This is a genomic window from Myxococcus sp. CA040A, from assembly GCF_013336725.1.
Lineage (GTDB): Bacteria > Myxococcota > Myxococcia > Myxococcales > Myxococcaceae > Myxococcus > Myxococcus llanfairpwllgwyngyllgogerychwyrndrobwllllantysiliogogogochensis.
The window spans coordinates 23816-49686 of sequence record NZ_JABUMR010000006.1 but is presented as its reverse complement, the minus strand read 5'-3'; the positions used below and the strand labels follow the sequence as shown (position 1 = coordinate 49686).

The 25871-nt window shown below is 70.3% G+C and carries 19 protein-coding genes; 14 read left to right on the top strand and 5 right to left on the bottom strand.

What is annotated here, in order from left to right:
* Positions 1-11 precede the first annotated feature (11 nt).
* Positions 12-260: a hypothetical protein gene (locus HUA75_RS26260; RefSeq protein ID WP_217446289.1), complete on the bottom strand. Its 249-nt coding sequence runs from the start codon at positions 258-260 to the stop codon at positions 12-14.
* Between the two features lie 283 nt (positions 261-543).
* Between HUA75_RS26260 and HUA75_RS26255 the strand changes: the two genes are divergently transcribed.
* Positions 544-1869 (top strand): hypothetical protein, encoded by a 1326-nt coding sequence (locus HUA75_RS26255; protein WP_174487928.1) that lies wholly within the window; start codon positions 544-546, stop codon positions 1867-1869.
* Between the two features lie 147 nt (positions 1870-2016).
* On the opposite strand, the gene HUA75_RS26250 is transcribed toward HUA75_RS26255, so the two are convergent.
* On the bottom strand, positions 2017-2907 hold the full coding sequence (locus tag HUA75_RS26250) for a zinc metalloprotease (protein ID WP_141643103.1): 891 nt from the start codon (positions 2905-2907) through the stop codon (positions 2017-2019).
* Positions 2908-3327: 420 nt separating this feature from the next.
* Here HUA75_RS26250 and HUA75_RS26245 point away from each other — a divergent pair, with 420 nt between their 5' ends.
* The 6 genes from HUA75_RS26245 to HUA75_RS26220 all read left to right on the top strand — a co-directional run bounded on the left by HUA75_RS26245 (position 3328) and on the right by HUA75_RS26220 (position 11762).
* The gene (locus HUA75_RS26245) at positions 3328-6942 is read left to right on the top strand and encodes a DUF456 domain-containing protein (RefSeq protein WP_174487927.1); all 3615 of its coding nucleotides are present in this window, start codon (positions 3328-3330) and stop codon (positions 6940-6942) included.
* A 10-nt stretch (positions 6943-6952) separates the two neighbouring features.
* A complete protein-coding gene (locus HUA75_RS26240; RefSeq protein WP_141643105.1) occupies positions 6953-7381 on the top strand; it encodes a DcrB-related protein in 429 nt (142 codons plus the stop codon).
* 221 nt (positions 7382-7602) lie between these two features.
* The gene (locus tag HUA75_RS26235; protein WP_246137214.1) at positions 7603-8277 is read left to right on the top strand and encodes a DUF4142 domain-containing protein; all 675 of its coding nucleotides are present in this window, start codon (positions 7603-7605) and stop codon (positions 8275-8277) included.
* 168 nt (positions 8278-8445) lie between these two features.
* Entirely contained in the window at positions 8446-9426 is a 981-nt protein-coding gene (locus HUA75_RS26230; RefSeq protein WP_174487926.1) for a hypothetical protein, read from the top strand.
* 30 nt (positions 9427-9456) lie between these two features.
* Positions 9457-10209 (top strand): ATP-binding cassette domain-containing protein, encoded by a 753-nt coding sequence (locus HUA75_RS26225; RefSeq protein ID WP_141643106.1) that lies wholly within the window; start codon positions 9457-9459, stop codon positions 10207-10209.
* Positions 10210-10247: 38 nt separating this feature from the next.
* Positions 10248-11762: a glycine betaine ABC transporter substrate-binding protein gene (locus HUA75_RS26220; protein WP_174487925.1), complete on the top strand. Its 1515-nt coding sequence runs from the start codon at positions 10248-10250 to the stop codon at positions 11760-11762.
* Positions 11763-11766: 4 nt separating this feature from the next.
* On the opposite strand, the gene HUA75_RS26215 is transcribed toward HUA75_RS26220, so the two are convergent.
* Positions 11767-12741: a heme A synthase gene (locus tag HUA75_RS26215; protein WP_174465638.1), complete on the bottom strand. Its 975-nt coding sequence runs from the start codon at positions 12739-12741 to the stop codon at positions 11767-11769.
* Between the two features lie 526 nt (positions 12742-13267).
* A complete protein-coding gene (locus tag HUA75_RS26210; RefSeq protein ID WP_141648500.1) occupies positions 13268-16222 on the bottom strand; it encodes a sigma-54 dependent transcriptional regulator in 2955 nt (984 codons plus the stop codon).
* A 140-nt stretch (positions 16223-16362) separates the two neighbouring features.
* Here HUA75_RS26210 and HUA75_RS26205 point away from each other — a divergent pair, with 140 nt between their 5' ends.
* Positions 16363-17367 (top strand): hypothetical protein, encoded by a 1005-nt coding sequence (locus HUA75_RS26205; RefSeq protein WP_306440944.1) that lies wholly within the window; start codon positions 16363-16365, stop codon positions 17365-17367.
* Positions 17368-17370: 3 nt separating this feature from the next.
* Here the strand turns inward: HUA75_RS26205 and HUA75_RS26200 are convergent, their stop codons facing one another.
* Entirely contained in the window at positions 17371-18783 is a 1413-nt protein-coding gene (locus HUA75_RS26200) for an NAD-dependent succinate-semialdehyde dehydrogenase (protein WP_174487924.1), read from the bottom strand.
* Positions 18784-18918: 135 nt separating this feature from the next.
* Between HUA75_RS26200 and HUA75_RS26195 the strand changes: the two genes are divergently transcribed.
* The 6 genes from HUA75_RS26195 (at position 18919) to HUA75_RS26170 (ending at position 25821) form a co-directional block, all read left to right on the top strand.
* Positions 18919-20661, top strand: coding sequence for a sigma 54-interacting transcriptional regulator (locus tag HUA75_RS26195; RefSeq protein WP_141648498.1), 1743 nt, complete (start codon positions 18919-18921; stop codon positions 20659-20661).
* Between the two features lie 213 nt (positions 20662-20874).
* On the top strand, positions 20875-21609 hold the full coding sequence (locus tag HUA75_RS26190) for a Dickkopf N-terminal cysteine-rich domain-containing protein (protein WP_141648497.1): 735 nt from the start codon (positions 20875-20877) through the stop codon (positions 21607-21609).
* 106 nt (positions 21610-21715) lie between these two features.
* Positions 21716-22723, top strand: a complete 1008-nt coding sequence (locus HUA75_RS46925; RefSeq protein ID WP_254627791.1) for a hypothetical protein — start codon at positions 21716-21718, stop codon at positions 22721-22723.
* Positions 22724-22769: 46 nt separating this feature from the next.
* On the top strand, positions 22770-24791 hold the full coding sequence (locus HUA75_RS26180) for a serine/threonine-protein kinase (protein WP_174487923.1): 2022 nt from the start codon (positions 22770-22772) through the stop codon (positions 24789-24791).
* Positions 24791-25516, top strand: coding sequence for a hypothetical protein (locus HUA75_RS26175; protein ID WP_217439211.1), 726 nt, complete (start codon positions 24791-24793; stop codon positions 25514-25516). Before HUA75_RS26180 ends, HUA75_RS26175 begins: the two co-directional genes overlap by 1 nt.
* Before the next feature lie 62 nt (positions 25517-25578).
* Complete coding sequence (locus tag HUA75_RS26170) at positions 25579-25821, top strand: hypothetical protein (RefSeq protein ID WP_141649318.1); 243 nt, start codon at positions 25579-25581, stop codon at positions 25819-25821.
* Positions 25822-25871 lie beyond the last annotated feature (50 nt).

The following is a 25871-nucleotide window of genomic DNA, read 5'->3' as shown; positions in this document are numbered from 1 at the left end:
ATGTCCCCAGTCTAGTGCGGCGTGGCCGTGTAGGACTCGCAGCTCCCCACGAGCTTGGGCACCGCGAGCAGGCTCTTCCAGTCGCGCAGGGGCACACCCATCACGGAAGTGATGCCGTCATCCGGTGCCATGAGCTGCTTCACCCACTCCTGTGGCATCAGCCGGCGCGCCTGCCACACGCCGCCGTCCACCAGGAGTTGTCCCAACTCCATCAGGTCTCGCGGTCGGCTGGCGGACATGGCATCGAGGCTCGGCGTCATCGCGGCCCTTGACGCGAAGGCGAGCAGCACCAGGGCTTGGATGAGGAGTGGGGCGACTGCGCGGAAACGGCGAGTGGGGTGCGGAGACATCGAACCTCCCAGGGCCAGGACCTCGGGGTCCATTGGATGCTGCGCAGTTCAACGCCTCCATGTCGCGGGAGGATGTGCGGAATGTAAACGATTGTAACGGGCCGCTGATTCGGGCGAGTTCATTGGCACCTCTCCGAGAATCAGCGATGGTCCTGGCCAGAGGGGTTGGTCCATTTGCTTTGGGGAAGATGACATGCACGTCGCATCGCGCCGGTTCGCGCTTTCGTTGCTCTTGAGTGCCTCACTGTTCTCCGGTTGCTCCGAGGACTCACAAACGCCGCATGAGGGACCCGACACGGAGTCCAAGTGCCCCGCCGTCACCGGCGCGGTCATCGAGCATCAGGGCATCGTCTCCACCTCGGAGACCTGGGCCGCGGGCAGCCCCCATGTCATCACCAGCAACCTCACCATCCGGGGGCAGGTCACGGTGGAGGCCTGCGCGACGGTGCGTCTCGCGAAGGCCACCTCCATCCAGGTCGACAGCGGGGGCGTGCTTCGCGCGGAGGGGAAGCAGGACCAGGTGGTGCGTTTCGAGCCTCACGCTGACTGGCCGTGGGGGCAGTTGCTCATCGGGACGGGAGGTTCGGCGCGACTGGAGTGGACGGTGCTGTCGGGAGGTGGACTCTCGACGACGATGGACTCCATCGTGCGTGTGAATGCCGGCGCGGAGCTCCCTGGCCCGAGGCCGCTGTTCGTCAATCACGTCACCATCGAGGACTCACTGGGGCCTGGCATCATTCTCAATGGAACGGCGGGCTTCGCCGAGGGCTCCTCCGATTTGACCATTCGAGGGACGGGCGGCGAGTTTGGTCGGCAGCCCCTGGTCATCAATCCCAATGCGCTGGGGACGCTGCCGTCGGGCACGTACACGGGGAATCTCGAGGACGCCATTCACATAGGGCCGTCCATCGCGGCGGCCTCGGTGTTCTACCTGGGCTCCAGCGCCACCCTGAAGAACCTGGGCGTGCCCTATCAAGTACAGGGGCTCCAGGTGGGGGGACCGGGGGCTTCGGCGACGCTCACCATCGAAGCGGGCACGGAGCTGCGCTTCGAGCCGGAGACGACGCTGCGCGTCTACGACGGGGCGAGCGCGCTCATCGTGGCGGGGACGCCTTCCAGTCCCGTCATCTTCACGTCGAACGTGAGGAATCACAGGCCGGGTGACTGGACGGGCATCCGCTTCGACGGGATGAACGCGGCCAACCGGCTGGAGTCGGCGGTGGTGAGGTACGCGGGTGGGCCGTGCCAGTGCTCCAGCTTTGGGTGCAACTACCTGCCGCCCGGGTTCGATGTCAGCTCGGCCATCCTCGTGTTCGACGAGCCGACGTCGCCGTTCATCGCGAACTCGCGCATCGAGGACAGCGCGGGGCACGGCATCCTGCGCGGGTGGAATGGCTCGGACCTCAGCCTCGCGACGAGCACCACCTTCGCGCGCATCGCCGAGTGTACGGAGACGATGCCGAAGGACCGCGACGGACGCTGCCCCTCCGAGACGCCCGTCTGTCCGCGCAGTCCCTGAGTCACCGTGACGCCGTGGGACGCCGAGCACCTGGTCGGCGTCCATGACGGCCTGGGGCGCACGGGCATCGCTGAAAACAGCGACGCCGGAGCCTCCTCGTGGGAGACCCCGGCGCCGAGCCGACAGTTCGTGCTGTCGAGAGACTTCCTAGCGGTAGGTCGCCGTCAGCTGGTCCGCGCGCTCCGACTGGCCCGCGCTGAACGTGTTCATGCAGTTGTCGTCGGTGTAGTCCATGAAGTTGGTGATGGGGTCGTTGCCGGCCGTCGAGCAGGTGTTGCGGCCCGTGGGGCAACCGTAGGCGGGAGAAGCCTCCGCCGGCGTGTCGCTGACCGAGTCACCCGCGCCGGTGCAGCCGCCCTGGAACGTGTGGTACAGGCCCAGCCAGTGGCCGACCTCGTGCGTGCCCGTGTCGCCCTCGTTGTAGGGCGCCGCGGAGCCACCCGGCACGCTGCTGTAGAGGATGACCACGCCGTCCTGCAGCGGCTGCGAGGTGTAGCTGGAGGGGAACGTCGCCCAGCCCAGCAGGCCGCCGCTCAGGTTGGCGGAGTAGATGTTGAGGCTCTCCTTGCCACCCTTGCGCAGGGCCTTCTTCATCGCCCGCTCGTTCGCGCTGCTGTCCTTGAGCGCGAACCACTTCGAGTTCGTCGTGCGGTCCGTGCCCTGGAGCACGAAGCGGAACGGCGTGTTGGCATAGGCCGCGTTCAGCACGTTCATCTGCGCGGTGATCTGCGAGTCCGGGATGTCGCCGTTGGCGATGCCCGAGCCCTTGTTGATGACGTGGAAGTACGTGGGCACCGTCACCGAGCCCACCGCGCGCATCGCCGTCTTCTGCTCGGCCAGGAAGGCGTCGATGGCCGCGCGCTCCTCCACCGAGGGCTCCACCGTCGCGCAGCCGCGGTGCAACGATGACTGCTCCACCGCCGGGTCCGCCGGCGACGGGGCCTCCGCGGCCTCCTCGCCCTTACAGGCGGCAAGGCTCATCAGGGCACCCGCAAGCACGGCCAGACGACCATTCCTCTTCGCGACGCTGCCAATCATTGTCATCTCCAGGGAAGATGGAGATTCAATGAATAGCTGAATGAAACAGCGAGAGTCAACGTCACCTTGAGACAATCCGTGGACAATCCCCGGGGTGCGCCCGACGCCGCACTCCGGGGCGGATGAGACAGAAATGCTCCACTCGGGAGGCGCGATTGTAAAATGTCTTTCATTGTCTCGGCTCATCCCCGGAGTCGCTTGGGTATGTCTGGGCTTGCTCCAGACGCCGCCTTGTCGGGATGGGTGGGTTCCCGGGCCCACCTCCGTGACGTGCCGCGTCACCAGACGGGTCCGGAAAAATCCTACCTTTCCTGAGCAACTCTTCCTCTCAGATGGCGAGAATCCATGACTGGATTCCGGAACAGCCCGGATTTCCTCTGCCGCTCTCCTCGGTCCGCCCCGCTTCTGAGAGGTCTCCGCATGTCTCCCCCCGTCAGTAACAACGGCAACAACGCCGCTCAGATCGCCGCCGCTGAGGCCCAACGTCGTCAGGCCGAAGAGGCCCGTCGTCGCGCGGAGGAAGCGCGCAAGGCCGCGGAAAACCAGAAGAAAGCCGCCGCCGAGGCCCAGAAGAAGGCCGCGGAGACGCAAAAGAAGAAGGCCTCCGAGGCCCAGCAGAAGGCGCGGACGGACGCCAGCCAGGCCAAGGTCGCGGCGGACAAGGAGAAGGCCGCGAAGGCCGCGAAGGAGACGGCCCAGACGAAGGCCAATGAGGCCCAGGCCAAGGTCGACACGTTGGGCAAGGGCCCGAACCTGAGCGACCAGGCGCGCAAGGACCTGGACGCGGCGACGAAGGTCGCCAAGGACACGAAGGCCGCGGCCACCAAGGCCAACGACACGTTCCTGCAGGCGCAGAAGGACGCCACCGCCGCCCGGCAGCTTTCCGACACATCGCACAACAAGGCGATTGAAGAGGGCAACAAGGCCATCCAGACGCAGAAGTCCGCCAACACCTCGGCGAAGGCGGCGGGCGAGCCGCCCCCGTACGCGGACGCCAACCAGGTGCGCGACGTCTTCGACGCCGGCAGCCTGGACCCCAAGGCCCAGGAGCGGCTGTTCGGAACGAAGTCGGTGGTCTCTCCGGAGGAGGCGGTTCGCGCGGATGCGAAGGCGGTGGGTGACGCCTCCATTCGCAGCCCGGCCGATGGCGCCAAGGAGCTGCGCCGCCAGGTAGAGGCGAACCCGGACCCCGCCTACCGCGAGGCCCTGATGAAGGAGTCCAGGGGCGCCATCAACCTCATGACCTCCAGCCTGGGGCGTCCCGAGGTGACCCAGGACCAGGCGAATCAGATCGTGAGCGACCTGAGCCACGCCGCGGAGCAGACCAGCCCTCAGGCGTCCCGCGACGTGGCGGACAGCTTCCGCCGCGCCGAGACCGAAGCGGGCTATGGCCACAAGGTGGAGGAGAAGCTCACCCCCGCGCTGAAGGCGGGCGCGAAGGACCCGGCGGTGACGAACGTCGCCAAGGGCCTGGTGGACGGCCTCCGCGCGGACGGCAAGTACGACCTGGCGGATGTCATCACCCGCCAGTCCCCGGAGCTGGAGAAGGTCTCCCCGCAGAACGCTGGCCAGACGAAGGCCCGCGCCGAACTGGACGTCCAGAGCGCGAAGGAGGGCAAGGACACCGTCGCCACGCAGCAGAAGCAACTGGATGAGGCCACGCGGGGCCAGGTCGACGAGCTCTTCACGGCCTCCAAGGACCAGAAGCCGCCCGAGGGCTTCGAGGCCGTGGACACCAAGGACCCCCGCCGCGTCGAGTTCGTCCAGAAGGACCCGGCGGGAGAAGTCACCGCGCGCATCTCCGCGACGCGCGACGACAAGAACAACGTCACCCTGGACACCAGCACCGTCGACCCCCAGAGCAAGCAGGTCACTCGCGAGGTCGTGACGAGCAACGGGCCGGAGGGCACCACCACCAGCCAGACGGCGACCTGGACGCCCGCCAAGGGCCAGGACATCCGCAACCCTCCGTCCATCGAGGACCTGAAGAAGAGCCGCGACCCGGCCGTGGCCGTGGAGGAGAGCAAGGTCTCCCGCGACAACGGCGACCTGCTCACCACGACCTACAAGCAGGGGGGTGGTGGCGTCGAGGGTTCGGAGACGCGCTTCAGCCAGCAGGAGGGCGAGGGCGGGCTCGACGACAACTTCAAGGACAAGTTCAACGAAGACCAGCCCATCGACCGGACGGAGACGAAGAGCTACTCGATTCCTCCTCCGGGCACGAAGGGGCCTGATGGCAAGGACCTGGAGCCCTCCTACACGCGCACGCAGACGTTCTCGCAGGGCGAGGGCGTGAACGAGGTGCAGGCCACGGCCACCATGAGCAAGGCGCTCACGGCGGAGGATGGCTTCAACGTGGACAAGGGGCCGCGCAACGCGGGCGACCTGTCGAGCCTGTCCGGCAAGCTCAAGTCGGAGGACGGCGAGAAGGGCGAGGCCTTCGACGGCGACAAGGACAACCCCAAGCAGTGGGTGCTCGAGAAGACCGACGGCAGCAAGTACAGCAGCCAGACCTTCATCGAGGGCCACCCGGACATCTCGGTCGTCACCGAGCGCACCGCCAAGGGCAACACCGTCGAGGAGACGGTGAAGGGCAAGGTCTACGGCACCGAGGGTGACAAGAAGGGCGAGCCCGTCGACATCAGCTCCACGTCCAGCCATGCCTATGACGACAAGGGCATCCTCACCAACGCCAAGAGCGAGACGAAGGGCGCGGACGGCGTCACCACGAAGCAGGACTACCAACGGACCGACACGGTCGGCCCGGACGGTCGGCTCCAGGTGGACGAGCGCAGCAGCAGCACGCGCACGCCGCCCGGGGGACAGCCCACGACGGTGACGTCGGAGCGCCAGCGCCGCGAGTCGGACGCGGGCGTACTCCAGCTCGTCAATGCGTCCAAGAACGTCACGGGGCCGGATGGCTCCTCGCAGGTGCGTGTCACCCCGGAGAAGACGGAGCTGTCCGTCAACGGCAAGCCCGTTCCGGAAGGGGACCTCGGCAAGCTGGACACGAAGGAGCGGGCCCTGCTGGACGTCACGCGGGGCGAGATGGCGAAGGAGCTCTACAACCTCGCCATGACGCCGGAGCCCGGAACCGCCAAGGAAGAAAGCGAAGGCCCCATCAGCAAGCCCGAGTCCACGGGCGACGTGACGACGGCGCTCTCCATCAACAAGGACGTGCTCGGGTTGATTGAGCAGGACGCGCTCAACACCCTGATGCAGGAGTCCACCCCTCCGGCGGACCCGGCGAACCCGCCCGCTTCGGGGCAGACGGACCCGGCGACTCCTCCCTCGGGAGACCCGGCGGCCCCGCCCGCCTCGGGGCAGACGGACCCCGCGGCCCCGCCCGCCACGGACGACACGACGACTCCGCCCGCCACGGGCGACGCGGACTCCTCTGGCACTCCGGACGGTGACACGGGCACGAATGACTCGGAGACGGCGCGCCTGGCGAAGTTCGCGCGCGGCGTCCAGGTGGGCGCGGAGAGCCTGGGCATCGTCGGCAACACGCTGGGCGCGCTGTCCTCGGGCGCGGACCTGGTGAACAACATCAGCCAGGGCAACTACGTGGCCGCGGCGCAGAACGTGGCGGATATCGGCGGGGGCGTTGGCGGCATCGTCCAGGGCGTCGCCGGCATTCGTGGTGGCTCCGAGCTGGCGACGGGTATCGCTGGCGCGGGCAACGAAGTGGGAGGGCTGGCGGGTCTGCGCGCGGCGTCCACCACGGCCTCGGGGTTCCGTGAAGCGCTCGCGGTGGGCGGCAAGCTCGGGGCCATCGGCACGGGGCTCGGCGTCGTCTCTGGCGGACTGGATATCGTCGGCGGCATCCAGGCAGGGGATGGGTGGCAGATCGCCAAGGGCGGCGTCAGCATCGCGGGAGCGATTGGCGCCGGCGTGGCGGTGGGCGCCATCGGCGGCCCGGTGGGCGCTGGCGTCGGTCTGCTCATCGGCGTGGGCGTCTACGGCGTGGGGAAGCTGTTCGACAAGATGAGTGAGGGTGACAAGGAGCACCAGATCGCCGGCGTGGAGATCTAGGCCCTACGATATGAGCACGAACACCATTCGACACGGCGACCTCACGATGCCCCTGCCCGACGGTTGGGCGGACGCCAGTCAGGTCGTCGCCATGGGCCCGGTGGAGGAAGGTTTCCGGGCCAGCGTCGTGGTCTCCGCCGAGCCCAGGCAGGGACAGGAGACGGCGAAGGACCTGGCGGCACGCGCGCTGCCGCAGCTGCAGCGGTCCGCCCAGGGCTTCGCGCTCGTGAGTGAGAAGCCCGCGACGTTCGGCGGGCGGCAGGGCCTCACGCGCGAGTACACCTGCCAGGCGGGCGCGCTGAAAATCGCGCAGCTCCAGTTCTATTGCGTGAAGGACAAGCAGGCCTACACCTTCACGTACACGCAGCGCGCGGACCGCATCGCCTACACCCGGGCGGTGGCGGAGCTGTTCTTCGGCTCGGTGCGCATCGGCGCCTGAGTCGAAGGGCGTCTCAACGGAGCGCGGCGTCCGGCACGAAGGTGTGTCGGGCGTCCGCGTCCCGGGCGAGGCCGTCGTGTCCACTCCGGTACGAAGCCAGGCCCCGACTTCGGGCAGCGCACGGTGGCGTGCTGCTCCGGGGAGGGGCGTGCTTGCGAGCGGCGATTGCCGAGGCAGGGGGGCTGACCCAGCTTCCGGCATTCCCTGTCCAGGAGGACGGCATGGCTCGAAGGATTCGTGGTGGTGGTGTGGCGGCCCTGGCGGCGGCGCTGGTGTTCGGCTCGATGACGGGCACCGCGCTCGCGGAAGACGAGGCCAAGAAGGCCCACAAGGAAGACAAGCGTGTTGGTGAGGCGGCGGCCGAGAAGGAGCTGTACGTCGGCAAGCTGGCCCTCTTCGACGCCAAGCAAATCGCGCTGGGCAACATGGCGCTGGAGAAGACGCAGGACCCGCAGGTGCGTCAGTTCGCCCAGAAGCTGGTGACGGACCACAAGCAGCACCTGTCCGACCTCAAGGCGTGGGCCGACAGCAAGTCCATCGAGGTGGCGACGGTCGACCTGGCCGGGTCTCCCGGCACCGGCGGCTCCGGTGTCACCCCCGGCATGCAGGAGGGCTACGACAAGAAGATGGAGGGCGTCGACGAGCGCCTGAACAAGGCCATCACCGAGGCGGAGAAGGAGCTGGACAAGCTCCGCGAGAAGAATGGCAAGGAGTTCGACAAGGGCTTCCTCACGCGCGTCGCCGATGACGGCAAGAAGGGGCAGGACCTGGCCAAGGACGGGATGGACAAGTACAAGACCGACGCCGCCTTCAGCGCCCTTTTGAGCAAGACGCGCCAGGGCATCGCGAGCAACGAGACGATGGCCAAGGAGCTCGAGAAGACCCTGCGCCGCTGACAGCCGCACGGGCTCTCGAAAACCATGGGCGCGGTGACTCGGGGGAACCGGTGTCACCGCGCCGGTGTTTCAGCCCGGGCGGCGGATGTGCTCGGACGTGTGTGCGACGCCGGGCGCCGGGAACTCTCCTGGGTTGACGCAGCGGGCGGCGGGTGCCTATCCCGACGCATGGCGAATGCCTGGAAGTGGATGATGGTCTCGGGGTTCATGGTGCTGGGTGCATGCACGACCCCCGCGCCGCATGTGCCGCCCGTGTCGCCCGAAGGAGCCACTCCCGCGGGCCCTTTCCTGCCGGATGCCCGCGCGCTCTTCGCGGGGTGCACGCCCGTCCCCGACAGCGCCAGCTCGCGCATCTATCAGTGTGGTGACGCGACGGTGTGGCTCGTCGAGCGCAAGGACGTGCCCGCCGCGCGAGTGCTCACGCTCGCCAGGGCGCGTCTGGTGGAGCGACTGGGGGAGGGCGTGGTGGTGGCGGAAGGGGCGCTGCCGCTCGCGGAGCGCTCGTGGCCGGCGGCCCGCTTCGCCATGTGTGATGTGGGGGACGCGGGCCTGGAGGGTCCGGCCTCGTGTCGCGCGGGGGGCTACCTCGTCTCGGTGGCGGGGTCGCTGGGTCGTCAGCGCGAGCTGGGGTGTGTCGCGAAGAACAACGCCCAGCCGGCGCTGACGCGGTGTCTGGAGCTCTTGGAGTATCTCGCGGCGCACGGCAATCCGGAGGGTGAGTCGCTGGATGAGGCGGCGCTGCTGCTTCCGCCCCGGCTGCCGTGGCGCACGCTCGCGGTGCCCGAAGGCTGCCAGCCCTCCCTGTCCACCAGTCGCGCGGGCCGCATCCGCTGTGACGACGCGTCGCTCGTGTGGAGTGTGTACCGGCCCGCGCGAGACGAGGTGACGGCGCGCTGGAGGGACCAGAGCGTGGCGGAGCTGAGGGCGGCGCTGCCTGGCTCGAGCGCCGTGGAGGAGGTGGCGTGTCTCCTGGAGGAGCGGCCCTCGCGGTGCATGCGCTTCACGGCGCCTTCTCCCCGTGGGCCGGTCGTCGTCTGGACGGGCGCCATGCAGTGGGATGACCGGGCGCTGTTCGCCGCGTGCAGCTTCCTGGCATCCGCCGAGCCCGCGTTTCCCGCGGTCTGCAATGGTGCCTTCTCCGTACCCTGACTCCACCGTCTCGCGCGAAGGGGCCGCCTCGTGTACGCCTTGCAGGATGTCTCCAAGCGCTTTGGCACCACGCAGGCGCTGCACTCGCTGAACCTCACGCTGCCCACGGGGCGGACCACGGTGCTGCTGGGGCCGAGCGGCTGCGGGAAGTCCACCCTGGTCCGCCTGCTCAACGGGCTGCTGCACGCGGACACGGGCCAGGTGCTCTACGCCGGCAAGCCCCTGCCCACGGATGCGAAGGCGTTGCTGTCGCTGCGTCATCGGGTGGGCTACGCGCTTCAAGGGGGCGGGCTCTTTCCGCACCTGACGGGGGAGGAGAACGTCACGCTCATGGCCCAGCACCTGCGCTGGTCCGCCGCGCGGACGCGCGAGCGGAGGGACGTGCTGGTGGAGTTGACGCGGTTTCCCGCCGAGGCGCTCGCGCGTTATCCGGCGCAGCTTTCGGGGGGACAGCGTCAGCGGGTGGCGTTGATGCGCGCGCTCATGCTGGACCCGGAGGTGTTGCTGCTCGACGAGCCGCTGGGGGCGCTGGACCCGCTGGTGCGGCACGAGCTGCAAGCGGACCTGCGCGCCATCTTCGCGAGGCTGCGCAAGACGGTGGTCCTGGTGACGCATGACCTCGCGGAGGCGGGGTTCCTGGGCGACGACATCGTGCTCATGCGTGAAGGGCGCGTGGTGCAACAGGGGAGCCTCGTGGACCTGGAGACCCGTCCCGCGGACCCGTTCGTCACGCGGTTCATCCAGGCCCAGCGGCTGGCTCCGGGGAACGGGGCCTCGGCATGAGCACGCGGATAACATGCTCCACGGTGTGGAGCGCACCGATGGGGCTCGTGCTGCTGCTCATGTTTTCGCTGGTGCTGGCCTCCTGCGAGCGCACGAGCACGACCCACGGCGAGCCCAACGTGCGCGTGGGCTCCAAGAAGTTCACCGAGTCCGTCATCCTCGGAGAGATGGTGACGCAGCTCGCGCGGAGCACCGGCGCGAGCGTGCGGCACCGGCGCGAACTCGGAGGCACCGCCGTCCTCTGGGAGGCGCTGCGCCGAGGCGAGCTGGACGTGTATCCCGAGTACACCGGCACGCTGCGACAGGAGCTGCTCTCCGGGCGCAAGCTGCCCGACGACGCGGCCCTCCGTGTCGCGCTGGCCGAGGAGGGCCTGCGCATGAGCGCGCCGCTCGGCTTCAACAACACCTATGCGCTGGGCATGAAGGAGGCCGAGGCCGAACGCCTGGGCATCCGCACCATCTCCGACCTGCGCGCCCACCCCGAGCTGCGCTTCGGTTTCAGCAACGAGTTCATGGAGCGCGGTGACGGCTGGCCCGCGCTGCGAGACAGCTACCGCCTCCCGCAGCGCGACGTGCGCGGCCTGGACCATGACCTCGCCTATCGCGGCCTCGACGCGGGCTCCGTCCAGGTGACGGACCTGTACTCCACGGACGCTGAAATCGCCGCCTATGGCCTGCGCGTCCTCGTGGACGACGTGCACCACTTCCCCGCGTACGACGCCGTGCTCCTCTACCGCGCGGACTTCGAGTCGCGCGCTCCAGAGGCCCTGGCGGCCATCCTGCGACTCTCCGGCACGCTGTCGGAAGAGAAGATGGTGAAGCTCAATGCCCGCGCGCGACTGGAGCGCGTGCCCGAGGCGCAGGTGGCCTCCGACTTCCTCTCGCGAACACTGGGCGTCTCCACCGTCGTTCGCGGCGAGGGCCTCGCCTCCCGCGTCTGGCTTCGAACCCGGGAGCACCTGTTCCTCGTCGGCGTCTCGCTGCTCGCGGCCCTGGCCCTCGCGGTGCCGCTGGGCGTGCTGGCCGCGCGCAGTCCCCGGCTCGGGCAGGGCGTGCTCGGGCTCGCCGGCGTCATCCAGACCATCCCCTCGCTGGCGCTGCTCGTGGTGATGATTCCGCTCCTGGGCATCGGCTCACGGCCGGCCATCGCCGCGCTGTTCCTCTACAGCCTGCTGCCCATCGTCCGGAACACGGCCTCGGGGCTCACGGGCATTCCCCTGGAGGTGCGCGAGTCTGCGGAGGCGCTGGGTCTGCCTCCGCTCGCGCGGCTGTGGCGCATCGACCTGCCCATGGCCTCGCCCTCCATCCTCGCGGGCATCCAGACGGCCGCCGTCATCAACGTGGGCACCGCCACGCTCGGCGCGCTCGTGGGCGCGGGCGGCTATGGCCAGCCCATCCTCACCGGCATCCGCCTGGACGACACGCGCCTCATCCTCGAAGGCGCCATCCCCGCCGCCGTGCTCGCCCTGCTCGTCAGCGGCGCGTTCGAGGCCGTGGGCCGCGTCCTCATCCCCAAGGGCCTGCGGCTGCGCGCGGAGTCGGAGTCGCGCTGAGCCGCTACACGGGCGACGCGTGCGTCGACACCGTCTCCACCACCGGCTCCGCCCTCGGCGCATCGGCCGCGAGCCCCGCCGCGCAAAGGCTCACCACGGCCATCCACACGAAGTCCGCCAGCAGCAGGTGCACCAACTGCAACCACACCGGCGCCAGCAGCACCACGTTGACCAGGCCCGCCATGAGCTGCACCGAGTAGAGGATGCTGATGGCCAGCGCGGCCCGCTTCACCTCGGCCGACGGACGCAGCCGCGCCATCCACCGTCCGATGAGCACCAGCAGCGCGCCCATGGACACCGCGAGCACCGGGTGCAGGATTCGCCGGCGGATGAAGACATGCGCCGTGTCGGACACGTCCTGGCGCAGCCCCTCCATCAGCGTCTCCGAGGGGAACAGCGTGTCGCCCAGCGCCGCCACCGCGCCGCTGACGCCGAGCAGCAGCATGCCCGCCACGCTCGTGCCCACCAGCACGCCCACCCACCCCTGGCCCCGGAACGTCAGCGGCGCGCGCCCCCGGGCGAACCAGATGACCAGCGTCTGCGCGCCCACCAACAGGAACGTGTTCACCAGGTGCACGCCCATCCACACCGCGCGGCCCAAGGATGCGTTGTCCGCCACGTACTTGAGCAACACGATGCCGGCGCCCACGAGGGCCTCCGTCAGCATGAAGAACAGCGCCCAGCTCGCCGCCTTGCGCACCGGGTGCCCCTTCGCATGTGCTCGAAGGGCCCACACGCACAGGGCCACCGCGAGCAGCATGACGAGGCCGCTCGTCACCCGGTGGGTGTACTCGATGAGCGTCTGCACCGTGGGCTCGCGGGGCACCACCTCGCCGTTGCAGTGCGGCCAGTGGTCACCACAGCCCGCGCCGGAGCCCGTCGCCCGGACGAAGGCCCCCCACAGAATCACCCCCAACGTGAAGAGCAGCACTCCGACGCTGAAGGCCTGGAACCGACGTGACGAGGCGGCGTGAGTCATCGCGGTCCCCTTAACCCACTTCGACCCCACCCGCTGCCCGAGCCCCCTCATCCAGTTTCAACCGGGCCATCAGCCGGCCTGCTCGCCCCCCCGCTCGCAGGGCGTCAGGCCATATCCGGATAGGGCCGGACGGATGTCCCACCCGCCCCATTGGATATACCTGCTCCCTTTGCCTACCCGATCGGATGATTTCCATTGGGCAGATCCATTGGCCTAAGGGCTGGCACGTATGGTGCTTAACGAATGGTCAGTGAGCGACGGACCTCTTCGGAGGCTGGCGACACACGATTTGAACAGGTGACCGCTCTCGAGTGGTCCCGGCACCCAGGGTCGAAGCTTCCCCCCTCTTTGGCCCGTGGGTGTGTTCTTTTAGAGGCTACGTTGGAAGCAGCACTGCGCTTCGGGCCGCGGTTCCCCCCCTCCTCGGCCCGGAGCGTGACCTCTTCCAGAGCCTTCGTAGGGTTCCCACAGGGGTGTGGGGAAACAGGGCGGGGCGCATCGCGGGTTGGGGATGATTCCTCAACCCTCAGCCCGCGATGCGCATCTGCTTTGCCCCCAGCACCGTCGGCAGCGGCCCATAGGCCATGGAGCGCTCGATGACGTTGCGCAGCTCGCGCACGTTGCCGGGCCAGGAGTGGGCCATCAGCGCCGCCAGGGCATCCGGTCCCAGCCTCGGCGGTGTCTGCCCCTCGGGTGTGAGCTGCCGGACGAAGTGTCTGGCCAGCGCCACCACGTCCTCGCGGCGCTCGCGCAGCGGCGGCACCCGCACCGGCACCACTTGCAACCGGTAGTAGAGGTCCTCGCGGAAGCGGCCCTCGCGCACCAGCTGGCTCAAGTCACGGTGCGTGGCCGCCACCACGCGCACGTCCACCTCCACCGGCCGTGTCTCGCCCAGGGGGAACACCTCCCCGTTCTCCAGCACGCGCAGGAGCTTGGGCTGCACGTCCAGCGGCAGCTCGCCAATCTCGTCCAGGAAGAGGGTGCCGCCGTGGGCCGCGCGCAGCACGCCCGGGTGGTCCGACGCCGCGCCGGTGAAGGAGCCGCGCCGATAGCCGAACAGCTGTCCCTCGAAGAGCTCCTTGGGGACGGCGGCGCAGTTGAAGGCGACGTAGGGGCGCTGCGAGCGGGTGGACAGCACGTGCAGCGCTCGCGCGACGACTTCCTTTCCCGCGCCGGACTCGCCGGTGACGATGACAGTGGAGCGGCTGGCGGACAGGCGCGCCAGCTCCACGCGCATCCGCTTCATGGAGGGCGAGGCGGCGATGAAGCCCGGCAGCTCCGCGTCCCGGGCCGTCTCCTCCGCCGGAGACTCGTTGGGGCCTGGCGCCTCCACGTCGACTGCCGCGAAGCCGCGCAGGGTCGCCACCTCCAGCGCGAAGCCGCCCAGCCGTGACAGCGCGGTGAGCAGCGCGCGGCCATCCGCGGGCAGGGGCCCGGCGACGCCCAGCCTCAGCCTGCGTCCGCAGCCGTCACCGAACTCCACTTCGTCCGTGCTCGGCACGGTGCCCAGCCCCGCCAGCAGGGTGATGCGGCCCTGGGAGTCCACTTCCTCCAGGCGCGGCGCGCAGCCGGGGAACAGGCCCTCCAGCACGCCCAGCAGCTCACGCTGGATGAGGGGCGCACCCATTCCGCGCACGGACAGCCGCTCGAAGGGCACCACCAGCGCCTCCGCGCCCAGTCGCGTCGCGGGAGTGCTGTCGGTGCCCGGAGCGCTCGCGCTGGGGGGACGCACCGAGGGGGGAATGAAGTTGGGCGGCGGCGTCATGCCGCCCAGGCGGCGCAGCTCCGCCTCGCTGGCGGCGAGCAGTTCGTCGGCGGCGGGGTCTCCCTCGTGCTTCGCCAGCCACGCCAGGAGGTTGCGCGTGTAGGCCGCCATGCACACGTCGCCGGAGAGGCGGAACGTGCCCAGCGATGCCTCCAGCAGCTCGCGGGCCTCGCGGGTGCGACCCTCCAGCACCAGCAACAAGGCCTCGAAACGGTGCAGCAGCGCCGAGTGCCACGCGGACGGCATCCGCTCCAGGAAGGCGCGCGTGCGGCGCAGCACCACGCGGCCCTCCTCGCGGTGGCCCGCGTAGACGCGCGCGGCCGTCTCGTACAGCAGGCACTCGCGACGCAGGTAGGGCCAGCCACCCAGCTCCATGCTTCGCGCACCGGCGGCGGCGAAGCCCGCGGCGGCGTGCTCGGCGGGGCCGCTGGAGAGGTCCGCCATGGCCTCCACGAAGAGGGCATAGGCGCCGGTGAGGGAGCGCTGGATGGAGCCGTCATACGCGGACAGCTTCGCCGCCAGACGGCGCAGCTCCGCGGGCTTGCTCGTCGTCAGCCACAGTCGTGCGCGTGTCACCGCGAGGTGCAGCGGCGTCCAGCTCAGCTCGGCCACCACCGCGTCGGCCTCGTCCAGCACCGCTTCGGCTTCCGTGAAGCGGGCCAGTCGCAGGAGCGCCTCGGCCTCCGCGCGCGCGGCGAAGATGAAGGAGAAGCCCCGCGCCATGCGTCCGCCGTACGCGGCCTCGCGCGTGCGGCGCACCAGCAGGAGCGCTTCTTCCGGCTCGCACGCCTCATCCAGGCGGCGCTGCGCGAGGAAGGCGAGGTTGCGCGCCTCCAGGAAGGCATAGCCCAGCCGCGCCGCGCCCTGTGCCACCTCGCGGAAGCGCCGCGTGGCCTGCGTGGCCTCGCCCCGGATGGCCTCCTCGTGCGCGCAGATGTCCTCGGCCAGCAGGCGCAGCGCCGGGTCCGTCACGCCCGCGAGCGCTTCCGCCACGCGGCCGGAGTAGCGCGCCACCCGCTCGGCTTCACCCAGGTAGAAGGCGCCCGCCATCTGCGCCATGCGCAACAGGCAGCGAGCGTCCGCGTCCGGATGCTCCGCCATCAACGCCTCGGCGCGAGCGACGTGCGCATCGGACCTGGTGGCGTCGAACAGCTTGCCGTCCGGTGACGCGTAGAGGTTGGCCGCGAGCGCGTGGACCTGCAGCTCCACCCACTCCGGCAACAGGCCTGTCTCGGCCTCGCCCAGGTGCGGCAGCAGCGTGGCGAAGGCGCCCCGGCAGTCCTCTCGTCCCCAGCGTTGAAGGTGGGCCAGGCCCACCGCCGCCAGGGCCCGTGCGCCCGGCGTCTTCAACACACCCGAGGCTCCCAGCTCCAGCAGCTCCTCCTCCGCCGCGCGCCACTCCGCCCGCTTCAGGCGCTCCAGGCAGGGCTGGAGCCGGACGCTCTCCTCGGGACGCAGGGGCTGACGGGACAGGGAGGGGAGCCGGGACACACCAGACAGGCCACCGGCGCCCAGCAACTGGCGCAGCGACTGGGCCACCCGACCTCGGGGCTTGCGCGCCTGGGGCGCCGACTCCGGCAGCTCCCAGCGGTACACGGTGAGGGGGGTGACACCGAGCATGCGGGCGAAGGCAGCACGACTGTGCCCTCCACGCAGGGCGCGGATGGCGTCAGGGCCCAACTCCCCGCGCTCCCCCTTTTCCTCCATGCTCTCCACGACACCGAACCCCTTGTGCCCCCCGCGGACGCAATCTCATGGGCCTTTTCCAGGGAGAATGCAAACGATTGAGCATTTCCCCGGATTAGCCCCGAAGTCTCACCCTCCCTCGTCGCGAGGTGAAGTCGTTATCGTACCGTGTGCCCCGCATTCCTGAGTCACCTCCGCCTCCCTCCCCGCAGCTTCAGGACGAGCGCCTGCGCAGGTTGGAGGGTGCCCTGTCGGAAGGGCGTGCTCGCGAGGATGCGGCCGTGGAGGCGTGGGTGCGGAAGACGGGTCGCCTGCCTCCTCGCAAGGTCCGACGGCAGTGGGAGAAGCAGTGGCGGAAGGAGGCCCGGCGGGCCGCGAGCAACGCGGTGCGGACCCGGCGTTCCTCCCAGCGCTCCAGGGACCCGGGGAAGGCCGCGGCCTTCATCGCGGTGGCGACCACGTGCCTGTTCCTGGCGATGGGGCAGCCCCGGCGGTTGTGGTGGCTCGTCTTCGTGGCGCTGGGCTTCTTCCTCGTCGCGGCGAAGTACCTGAAGCGCCCTTCGGAAGAGCAGGGGCCCCGGCTGCCGGAGCAGGCACCGGAGAAGCAGGCCGAGGTCTCAGGAGCCCCCGAGGACCCGAGGACGGCCCGGGTGGACGCGTTGTGCTCGCGACTGCTCGCGGAGTTGGGCCAGGGGCCCGCGGTGCTGCGCGAGGTGGTGCATGCGCCGGAGCGCACGGTGGAGGCGCTGCGCCAGGGGTGTCACGCGCTGGCGCGCCGGGAGCGGGAGCTGCGAGCGCTCGCGACGCCAGAGGAGGCGCGTCGGCTGGAGGAGGAGCGTCAGGCCCTGGCGGCGCGCGTGGAGGCGGAGAAGGACGCGGTGGTGCGCGAGCGGCTGCGAGGCGCGCTGACGGCGCTCGACGCCCAGCGGGAGCAGCGCGCGGAGCTGGCCACGGCGGCGGACCGCCTGGAGGCCGAGCACACGCGGCTCTACTACACGCTGGAGGGGCTGTACGCGCAGGTGCTGCGGGTGCGCTCGGCGGACGCGGCCGGCGAGGACATCGCCGGGTTGGGCCTGCGCCAGAGCGTGGAGCAACTGGGCTCTGAAGTGGAGGCCGTGACGCAGGCGCTGGAGGAGGTCCACCGCCCGCCCGATGACCGGGTGCGCACGCGCTGAGGGTTACTCGCTGAGGGCGCGGCCCCTGGGCGACGACTCGCTCGCGGACGTGCTGGCCACGCGCACCGTCTTGGCGTTGAGGAACTCGTGGATGCCCAGGTCGGCCAGCTCGCGCCCGTGGCCGGAGTTCTTCACGCCGCCGAAGGGCAGCCGCGCGTCCGAGACGACCATCTCGTTCACGAACACCATGCCCGCCTCGACGCCGTCGATGAACTGGCGCTGCTCCGCCGCGTCCTTCGTCCACACGCTGGCGCCCAGGCCGAAGGGCGTCGCGTTCGCCAGCTCGATGGCGTGTTTCACGTCGCGCGCGCGCAGCAGCGTGGCCACCGGGCCGAACAGCTCGTCATGGAAGGCGGGCGCGTTGGTGGGCGGGTCCGCGAGCACGGTGGGCGGGTAGAAGTTCCCCGGACGCTCCAGCGGCTTGCCGCCGAGCAGCAGGCGCGCCCCGGCCTTCACGCTCTGCTCCACCTGCGCGTGCAGGCCCTTGAGGATGCCCTCCGTCGCCAGGGGACCCACGTCCGTCTTCGGGTCCGTGGGGTCGCCCACGGTGACGCGCTTCATGCGCTCCACGAAGCGGCGCTCGAACTCGGCGGCGATGGGCTCGGCGACGATGAAGCGCTTGGCGGCGATGCAGGACTGGCCGTTGTTGATGAGGCGCGCGGACACCGCGGTCTCCACGGCCTTGTCCAGGTCCGCGCTGGGCATGACGACGAACGGGTCGCTGCCGCCCAGCTCCAGCACCACCTTCTTGAGAGACCTGCCCGCGGACGCCCCCACCGAGCGGCCCGCGGCCTCGCTGCCGGTGAGCGTCACGGCCCGCACGCGCGGGTCCTCGATGACGCGATTCACGTCCGCCGTCTCGATGAGCAGCGTCTGGAAGGAGCCGGCCGGGAAGCCCGCTTGCAGGAAGACCTCCTCCAGCGCGAGCGCGCATTGGGGGACGTTGTGCGCGTGCTTGAGCAGGCCCACGTTGCCCGCCATCAGCGCGGGGGCGGCGAAGCGCACCACCTGCCAGAAGGGGAAGTTCCACGGCATGATGGCCAGCACCGGGCCCAGCGGCTGGTAGCGGACGAAGGCGGTGTCGCCGCCCACTTCGATGGGCCGGTCCTTGAGCAGCCCCTCCGCCTTGGCCACGTAGTAGCGGCAGGCGGTGGCGCACTTGCGGGCCTCGGCCTTCGCGGCCTCCAGAGGCTTGCCCATCTCCTCCGTCATGATGCGGCCAAAGCGCTCCGCCTCCGCGTCCAGCAGCTCCGCGGCGCGGCGCATCCACCGGGCGCGCTCGGCGAAGGACGTCTGGCGGTAGTCGCGGAACGTGTCCGCCGACAGCTGGAGCTTCAACTCCAGCTCGGCCGGGGTGAGGGCGTTGAACGTGCGCAGCGTCTTGCCCGTCGTCGGGTCGATGGTGGCGATGGCCATGGGAAGCTCCTTCCGGGGGCCCTGTGATAGCAGCCGGATGCGTCCGGACAATGCCTCGCTGGAGGGAGCGTCAGGCCCCGCACGCGCCCGCCTCCCTCATTCCTGATATGCGACACAAGTCGGTCCGCTCCCGCCATGCCCCAGCTCCTGGTCCTCCCCGACGGCCGCCGTCTCCCGCTGGACAAGCCCGTCGTCTCCGTGGGCTCTGATGCCACCTGCGACGCCGTGCTCAGCGCGCCCGGTGTGAAGCCGAGCCACGCGCTGCTGTTCCGCGACGCGCGAGGCTGGAGCGTGTCCCCGGCGGGCAAGGGCTGCGACATCAAGGTCCGAGGCAAGCGCGTGGACCTGGCGCCGCTGGAGCCCGGGGACCGCTTCCGCGTGGGCACGGTGGAGCTGGAACTCGTCGACGCGGTGGAGCCCGTCGCGCGCGACGCGGCGGAGGTGGCACCTCGGCGGGACGGCCGGCTGGTGGCGGTGCTGGCGGAGCTGTCCTCGCGGCTGCTGGTGCAGCGCCCTCCGCTGGAGCTGCTGGAGGTGGCGATGCGGGGGCTCGCCGACGTGGTGGGCGCGGACGTGGGCTTCCTCGTCACCGCGGACTCTCGCGAGGGGCCCCGGCGCGTGCTGTGCGCCACGGGCACCAGCCCCGATGCGGCGGTGGTGGACAGCCTGGTGGACCGGGTGCTGACGTCGGGCGCGCCGGTGCGGGTGGCGGACGTGGAAGCGGACGCGGCGCTGGCGAGGGCGCCGAGCCTGGAGGCCCTGCGGTTGGGCTCCGCGCTGGTGGTGCCGCTGCGCGTGGAGTCGGTGCCGCTGTCGGTGGTGTACCTGGGGCGCCGACTCGGTGCGCCGGCCTTCTCGTCGGTGGAGCTGGAGGAGGCCATGGCGCTCTGCGCGCTGACGGCGCTGCTGCTGTCGACCCGGCGCGAACTGACGGAGCTGCGCGCGCAGGTGGACGGCCTCACCCGTCGCATCGAAGCCGCGACGTTCGAAGGGCTCATCGGCGAGTCCCCGGCGATGCGCGCGCTGTACCGTCAGGTGGAGCGACTGGGGCCCACCCCGCTCAACGTCCTCATCGAAGGCGAGACGGGGACGGGCAAGGAGCTGGTGGCGCGGGCGCTCCATCGGCGCAGCGGGCGGCGCGGCCGACTGGTGGCCATCAACTGCGCGGCGCTGCCGGAGAGCCTCATCGAGCGCGAGCTGTTCGGCCATGCGCGTGGCGCCTTCACCGGCGCGGGCTCGGAGCGGGCGGGACTGGTGGAGGCGGCCGACGGAGGCACCCTCTTCCTGGATGAGATTGGGGACATGCCGCTGTCGCTCCAGACGCGCCTCTTGCGCGTGGTGCAGGAGCGCGAGGTGACGAGGTTGGGTGAGCACCAGCCGCGCAAGGTGGACGTGCGCGTGGTGTCGGCGACGCACGTGGCGCTGGAGGAGGCGGTGCGACGCGGCGGCTTCCGCGCGGACCTGCGCTTCCGGCTGGAGGAAGTGCGAGTGGATGTGCCGCCGCTGCGAGAGCGCGGTGACGACGTGTTGCTCATCGCCCACCACGTGCTGACGCAGGAGTCGCGCAAGGCGCGAGGCTTCACGCAGAAGGCCACGGAGGCGCTGCGTGGCCATCCCTTTCCCGGCAATGTGCGGGAGCTGGCGTCCCGGGTGCGTCGCGCGGCGGTGCTGGCGACGGACGAGCTGCTGAGGCCCGAGGACCTGGAGCTGGGCGGTGACGCCACGTCGATGGTTCCCCTGGAGGACGCGCGGGAGGCGTTCGTCCAGCGCTACGTGCGCGAGGCGATTGCCCGCTGTGGCGGCAGCAAGAAGGACGCGGCGGCGGCGCTGGGCATCGGCCTGCGCTCGCTGTTCCGCTACCTGGGCGAGGGGGACTGACAGGCCGCCTCCTCGGGAGGCCCGGTCCGCGTGCCAGTCCTGGCACGTTTCCCCCGGCGCCGGGCCCTCGGCGGGCCAGGGCCGTCATGCAACCCCGTGGAATCGGGGCGATTCGGTGTCTCGCGAGGCCGCGGCACGCCCGTTGCGATGGGGGTCGTCATCGCACGCTGGCGGAGGGCCGCCACGGTGCAACCGAACCTCGGGGAGACGAACATGAAGCATTTCGTGATGGGGCTGTTCCTGGCGATGGCGGTCGTGGGCTGTGGCAGCACGAAGGACGATGACGGTGGGGGGCCCGACGAGAACCCCAGCGAGCAGAGTGGCGCGCTGTGCAGCGCGAGCAAGGCCTGTCCCTCCGGGCAGTTCTGCTTCAACGGCCTGTGTGCGCTTGGCTGTCAGTCGAACGCCAACTGCGCGGCGGACCAGTACTGCGACGCCGAGGACACGGGCACCCTGGCCTCCTACTGCAAGAGCAAGAACGTGCCGACGTGCACCTCCAACAGCCAGTGCCTGAGCAACCAGGTCTGCATCGAGGGCCTGTGCAGTCTGGCGCCTCCGGCCAACCCCCCTTCGTGCAACCCGGAGACGAGCGACTTCAAGGACGGCTGCGACAACTACTCCGTCTGTCTGGACCCGGATGACGACGGCTCGCGGCAGCCGTACTGCGCCAGCTTCGCGCCGTGCGCCGAGGACGGTGCGTGCCCCACGGGCCTGGGCGGCGCGGTGTGCAACGACGGCTACCTGGCCAACAAGGGCCGCTTCTGCATGCAGGGGATTTGCCGTGACAACTCGAACTGCCCCTCGTCGTGGAGCTGCGTGAAGCCCTTCACGGGCGCGGTCCTCGGTTTCTGCAGCCCGGGTGCCTTCGGCTTCCCGTGCTCGGAGAACGCGCACTGCAAGAGCGGCCAGTGCTTCTCCGCGCCGGGCGTCCTCGGCACCTGCATGTAGTGAGCGGAAGTGGCCCTGTGTTCCCGCGTCGGGGGGCACGGGGCCCTTCGGTGTGGGGGGCTGCGCTTCGAGCCTCCCTCCGCGTAGAGTCGACCGGGCCTTGGTGATGCGCCGCCTCCTCCTGCTCTTATTGCTGCCCGCGCTCGTGTTGCTCGTCGCGCCGGGCTGTCCGCTCGACATCCGCATCCGCTGCGACGAGTCCCAGGGTTGTTCCCAGGGACAGGTCTGTGTGCGGGGTGGCTGTGAACCCGTGGACTCGGAGCGGGTGGGGGAGGCCTGTGGCGCGGATTCGGAGTGTGGCGCGGGGCTGACCTGCGGCCTGGGCTTTCCGGGCGGGTATTGCCTGCGGGAGTGCTCCGAGGCGCGGGACTGTCCGCGAGGCACCGTGTGCGCGACGGAGCTGGGGCAGTGCCTGCGGGCCTGTGGCGAGGACTGTGCTCGTCCGGGGTACGGCTGTGGCGCGGTGCCCCAGGCGGCCGAGCCGCTGACTGCTTGTGTGCCGGTGACGACGTCCGGGGACGGAGGCTGCACGGGCACGGGGTGCGCGACGCCGGATGGGGGCTGCATGGGCACGGGGTGTGGGACGCCGGACGCGGGGTGTTCGAGCACGGTGGCGGTGGGCGGTGAGTGCTCGCGGGCGTGTGAGTGCGCGGATTCGGCCGCGGCCTGCGAGGACTCGAAGTGCACCCTGACGTGTGCGTCGGACTTCACGTGTCGGGCTGGGCGACGGTGCTCGAACGAGGAGTGTGTCGTGGGGCCTCGACTGGGGGAGGCGTGCGTGGACTCGCTCGAATGTCCCACCTTCGCGGGGTGTCCCAGGGAGCGACTGCGGTGCGAGGAGAAGTGCAACCCGAATGCAGGTGGCGGCCTCTGCGAGCCGGGCTACCAGTGCGCTCCGGACGGGCTGTGCGTGCAGGCGTGCTCGGGCGCGCCGGCGTCGGTGGGGGAGGTCTGCGAGAACTCGATGGACTGCTCGCCGTGTAGCGTGTGCCTGTCGTCGGGGGCGGCCTTGCGGTGTCGGCAGCCCTGCCGGCTGGACCGGGATTGTCCTGGGGGCGCGGTGGGGGCTTGCGAGCAGGCGGGGGACACGAAGGCCTGTCGGCTGTCGCTGTAATCCCCGAGTTGCTCGCGGGGGCCCGCTCCCCGAGAATGCCCGGGTGATGACGGGTGAGGTGCTTGCGGGCCGCTACCGACTCGATCGGGAGTTGGGGCGTGGGGGAATGGCCACGGTCTTCCTGGCCACGGACCTGCGGCTGTCGCGCCCGGTGGCATTGAAGCGGATGCATCCTGGAGGCGGCACGGGTCGTGCGGAGCGCTTCCGCAGGGAAGCGGAGCTTGCGGCTTCCCTCCACCATCCCAACGTCCTGGAGGTCCACGACTACGGCGAGGATGGCGCCCATGGTCCGTTCCTCGTCTGCGAGTGGGTGCGGGGCGAGGACCTGCGCGCGCTGGCGGGGAGGCTTTCGCCGGTGCCGCCCGAGGCGGTGATGGTGCTGGGCTGGGAACTCGCCCGGGCGCTGGCGGCGGCGCACGCGCACGGCATCGTCCACCGCGACGTGAAGCCGGACAACGTGCTGGTGGCGGAAGGAGGGCCGCTGAAGCTGGCGGACTTCGGCCTCGCCGCGCTGGAGGACCAGGAGCGACTCACGAGTACCGGTGCGGTGACGGGCTCGCTGCCGTACATGGCGCCCGAGCGCATCGACACGGGCGCGTACTCGCCCGCCTCGGATGTGTATGCGGTGGGTGTCATCCTGTTCGAGTTGTGCTCGGGCACGACGCCGCACGCGGGCAAGGGCGCGGCGCACCTGGCCGCGTCGGTGATGACGAAGGAGGCTCCGTCGCTGACGGAGGTCGTGCCGGGAACGCCCGAGCCGCTGGCGTCACTGGTGGCGCGGTGTCTGGCGAAGGACGCGCGGGACAGGCCTCGTGACGGGGCTGTGCTGGCGTCGGAGTTGGAGGAGTTGCTCCAGCGAAGGGTGGGACCGCCCGCGGATGTGGCTCGGGAGTTTTTCGGGAATCCGGTGGCAGGTGCCATGAAGTGGCGCCGGGCGCGCTTCGAGCGGTTGTTGGGGGAAGGGCGCGGACTGCTGGCGCGCGGCGAGGGTGCGCGGGCCGCGAAGGTGCTCAACGCCGCGCTGGTGCTGGAGCCGACTTCCGCCGAGGTGGTGGCGTTGCTGCGCGAGCGGCCGAGGCGCTCCGGGTGGAGGACTGGTGCCGTGGGCGTGGGGCTCGTGCTCTGCGCGACGGTGGGGTGGGGTGGATGGACGCTCGCTCGACGGAGCGGGGTTGAGCCCTCCGGTGTGGAGGTGGCGGGCGTCACCGTGCCTGGCGAGCGCGCGAGGTCCGCGCCTCGGGCCGATGATGACCCCATCGCGACGGGGGCGCCCCAGGGAGTCGAAGGTGAGACGCCGTCGCGTGGAGCGGAGTCTCCGTCAGGGCAGGTGGCTCCAGAGCAGCGGCCCGTTGATGCCTCCTCCACTTCCGCCGCCACGCTGCCTGGTGCGCCTACGGATGATGAGGTGCCTGCTCCGAACTCAGAGCGCCAGATACGAGAGGCCTGGCGAGCACGGGGTCGTTCGGGGGAAGTGGCTTCCGCGAAGCCCGCTCCGACGAGACGTTCGACGAGAGGGGAGGCCGTTGATGCCTCCCAGTCTCCCGTGCCGACGGAAAGCCCGGACGAGGGACCCCTTGGCGCTGAAGCCTCTCCGTCGCCGGTGCCGACGACAACAGGTCCTGGCGTGGGAACCTCCGTCCCCGCGCGTCCCGGGGTGCTGAAGGTGACGGCGCGCCCGTGGGCGGAGGTGTTCGTGAACGGCGAGAGTCGGGGCTACACGCCTCGCGTGCGTGAGCTCTCGCTGCCAGCGGGGACCTACCAGTTGCGCTTCGTCAACTCCCTGTGTGACGAGGTCGACGTGGAGGTGACGCTCGCTCCCGGGGAGACGGTGACGCGTGACGTGGTGTTGTCATTGCGCAAGGCGGAGGTGTTCATCCTCGCTCCCGAGGGTGCGCGACTCTTCGTGGACGGCCGGGAGGTGGGCGTCGCGCCTCTCTCGGGTCCGGTGCCGGTCGAGCATGGGCGACACACGGTGACGGCGCGCCGCGCGGGTGCGCTGCCCTTGCAGCGAGAGGTGGACGTGGTCGCGGGTCGTCGTCTCGAAGTGGCGCTGGACGTGACGCCGTGATGAGCGCGGCCCTGGTGATGATGGTGCTCGCGGCGTCCCCGCTCGACGGCGCGCGCGGTGCCTACCAGTCCGGCGAGCTACCGCGGGCCCGTGCCGAGCTGGAGTCCCTGCTCTATCCGCTGCGGCTCGATGGGGACGTGCTGGAGGCGGAGGCGCACCTGCTGCTCGCGGCCACCTTCCACGCGCAAGAAGAGCTCGCCCGCGCGGAGGATGAGGTGGTGCGAGGGTTGGCCGTGCACGGTGACTCGGTGCTGGACCCGTTGCTGTATCCGCCGGACTTCCTTGCGTTCGTGGAGCACGCGCGTGCTCAGCACCAGACGCGCATCGCGGAGCTGAGCGCGGAGCGGCGTCCTCGGCTGCTCCCGCCGCCGACACCCATCGTCGAGGCCGTGCAACGGGTCGAGGTGCCTGCCTCGCCGACGCTGACTCGCGCCTGGTATCTGGCGCCCTTTGGTGTGGGGCACTTCAAGCACGGGCGCTCGGGGATGGGGGCGGCGCTGGCGGTGACGCAGGGGTTGGGGCTCGTGGTGGCGGGAGTCTCGTTGGGGACCTCGCTCTCGATGCGGGGGGCGGACGGACGCTACAGCGCGAGTGACGCGGGGACGGCGCGGACGCTCAACGTGACGTACCTGGTGGGGGCCTATGCCTTCGCGGCGGCGTATGCGTATGGTGTCCTGGATGGGATGGTGTTGACGCCGGCCCCGTCTGCTCGCCCGGTGCCCTGAGGGACGGGCGGGATTTTCGTTTCGGGGAGCCCGCTTTTAAGAGCGGAGGACTGGAGGCCGTCATGACCACCGACATCATCCGCGAGCGCCGCTTCAACTCCCTGATTGCCGGGGTGTTGTCGTTCTTCATCCCGGGCCTGGGCCAGCTCTACAAGGGCCAGTTGTTCCGGGCCATCCTGTGGTTCTGCTTCGTCGGCGCGGGGTACTGGTTCTTCATCTTTCCGGGCCTCGTGCTGCACTTCTTCTGCGTGTTCGGCGCGGCCCTGGGCAGCGCGGGGCAGGACCGGCTCCGGCTGGGCAGGTAGCAGTTCTCCCACGTCGTGACGGAATGATGACCCGACGCGGGACGTCCGCC

What these genes read in the sequence shown, in the direction of transcription:
- HUA75_RS26260 (WP_217446289.1), bottom strand. Translation starts at nt 260, where the DNA reads ATGACGCCGAGCCTCGATGCCATGTCCGCCAGCCGACCGCGAGACCTG.
- HUA75_RS26255 (WP_174487928.1), top strand. Translation starts at nt 544, where the DNA reads ATGCACGTCGCATCGCGCCGGTTCGCGCTTTCGTTGCTCTTGAGTGCC.
- HUA75_RS26250 (WP_141643103.1), bottom strand. Translation starts at nt 2,907, where the DNA reads ATGATTGGCAGCGTCGCGAAGAGGAATGGTCGTCTGGCCGTGCTTGCG.
- HUA75_RS26245 (WP_174487927.1), top strand. Translation starts at nt 3,328, where the DNA reads ATGTCTCCCCCCGTCAGTAACAACGGCAACAACGCCGCTCAGATCGCC.
- HUA75_RS26240 (WP_141643105.1), top strand. Translation starts at nt 6,953, where the DNA reads ATGAGCACGAACACCATTCGACACGGCGACCTCACGATGCCCCTGCCC.
- HUA75_RS26235 (WP_246137214.1), top strand. Translation starts at nt 7,603, where the DNA reads ATGGCTCGAAGGATTCGTGGTGGTGGTGTGGCGGCCCTGGCGGCGGCG.
- HUA75_RS26230 (WP_174487926.1), top strand. Translation starts at nt 8,446, where the DNA reads ATGGCGAATGCCTGGAAGTGGATGATGGTCTCGGGGTTCATGGTGCTG.
- HUA75_RS26220 (WP_174487925.1), top strand. Translation starts at nt 10,248, where the DNA reads ATGGGGCTCGTGCTGCTGCTCATGTTTTCGCTGGTGCTGGCCTCCTGC.
- HUA75_RS26215 (WP_174465638.1), bottom strand. Translation starts at nt 12,741, where the DNA reads ATGACTCACGCCGCCTCGTCACGTCGGTTCCAGGCCTTCAGCGTCGGA.
- HUA75_RS26200 (WP_174487924.1), bottom strand. Translation starts at nt 18,783, where the DNA reads ATGGCCATCGCCACCATCGACCCGACGACGGGCAAGACGCTGCGCACG.
- HUA75_RS26195 (WP_141648498.1), top strand. Translation starts at nt 18,919, where the DNA reads ATGCCCCAGCTCCTGGTCCTCCCCGACGGCCGCCGTCTCCCGCTGGAC.
- HUA75_RS26190 (WP_141648497.1), top strand. Translation starts at nt 20,875, where the DNA reads ATGAAGCATTTCGTGATGGGGCTGTTCCTGGCGATGGCGGTCGTGGGC.
- HUA75_RS46925 (WP_254627791.1), top strand. Translation starts at nt 21,716, where the DNA reads ATGCGCCGCCTCCTCCTGCTCTTATTGCTGCCCGCGCTCGTGTTGCTC.
- HUA75_RS26180 (WP_174487923.1), top strand. Translation starts at nt 22,770, where the DNA reads ATGACGGGTGAGGTGCTTGCGGGCCGCTACCGACTCGATCGGGAGTTG.
- HUA75_RS26175 (WP_217439211.1), top strand. Translation starts at nt 24,791, where the DNA reads ATGAGCGCGGCCCTGGTGATGATGGTGCTCGCGGCGTCCCCGCTCGAC.
- HUA75_RS26170 (WP_141649318.1), top strand. Translation starts at nt 25,579, where the DNA reads ATGACCACCGACATCATCCGCGAGCGCCGCTTCAACTCCCTGATTGCC.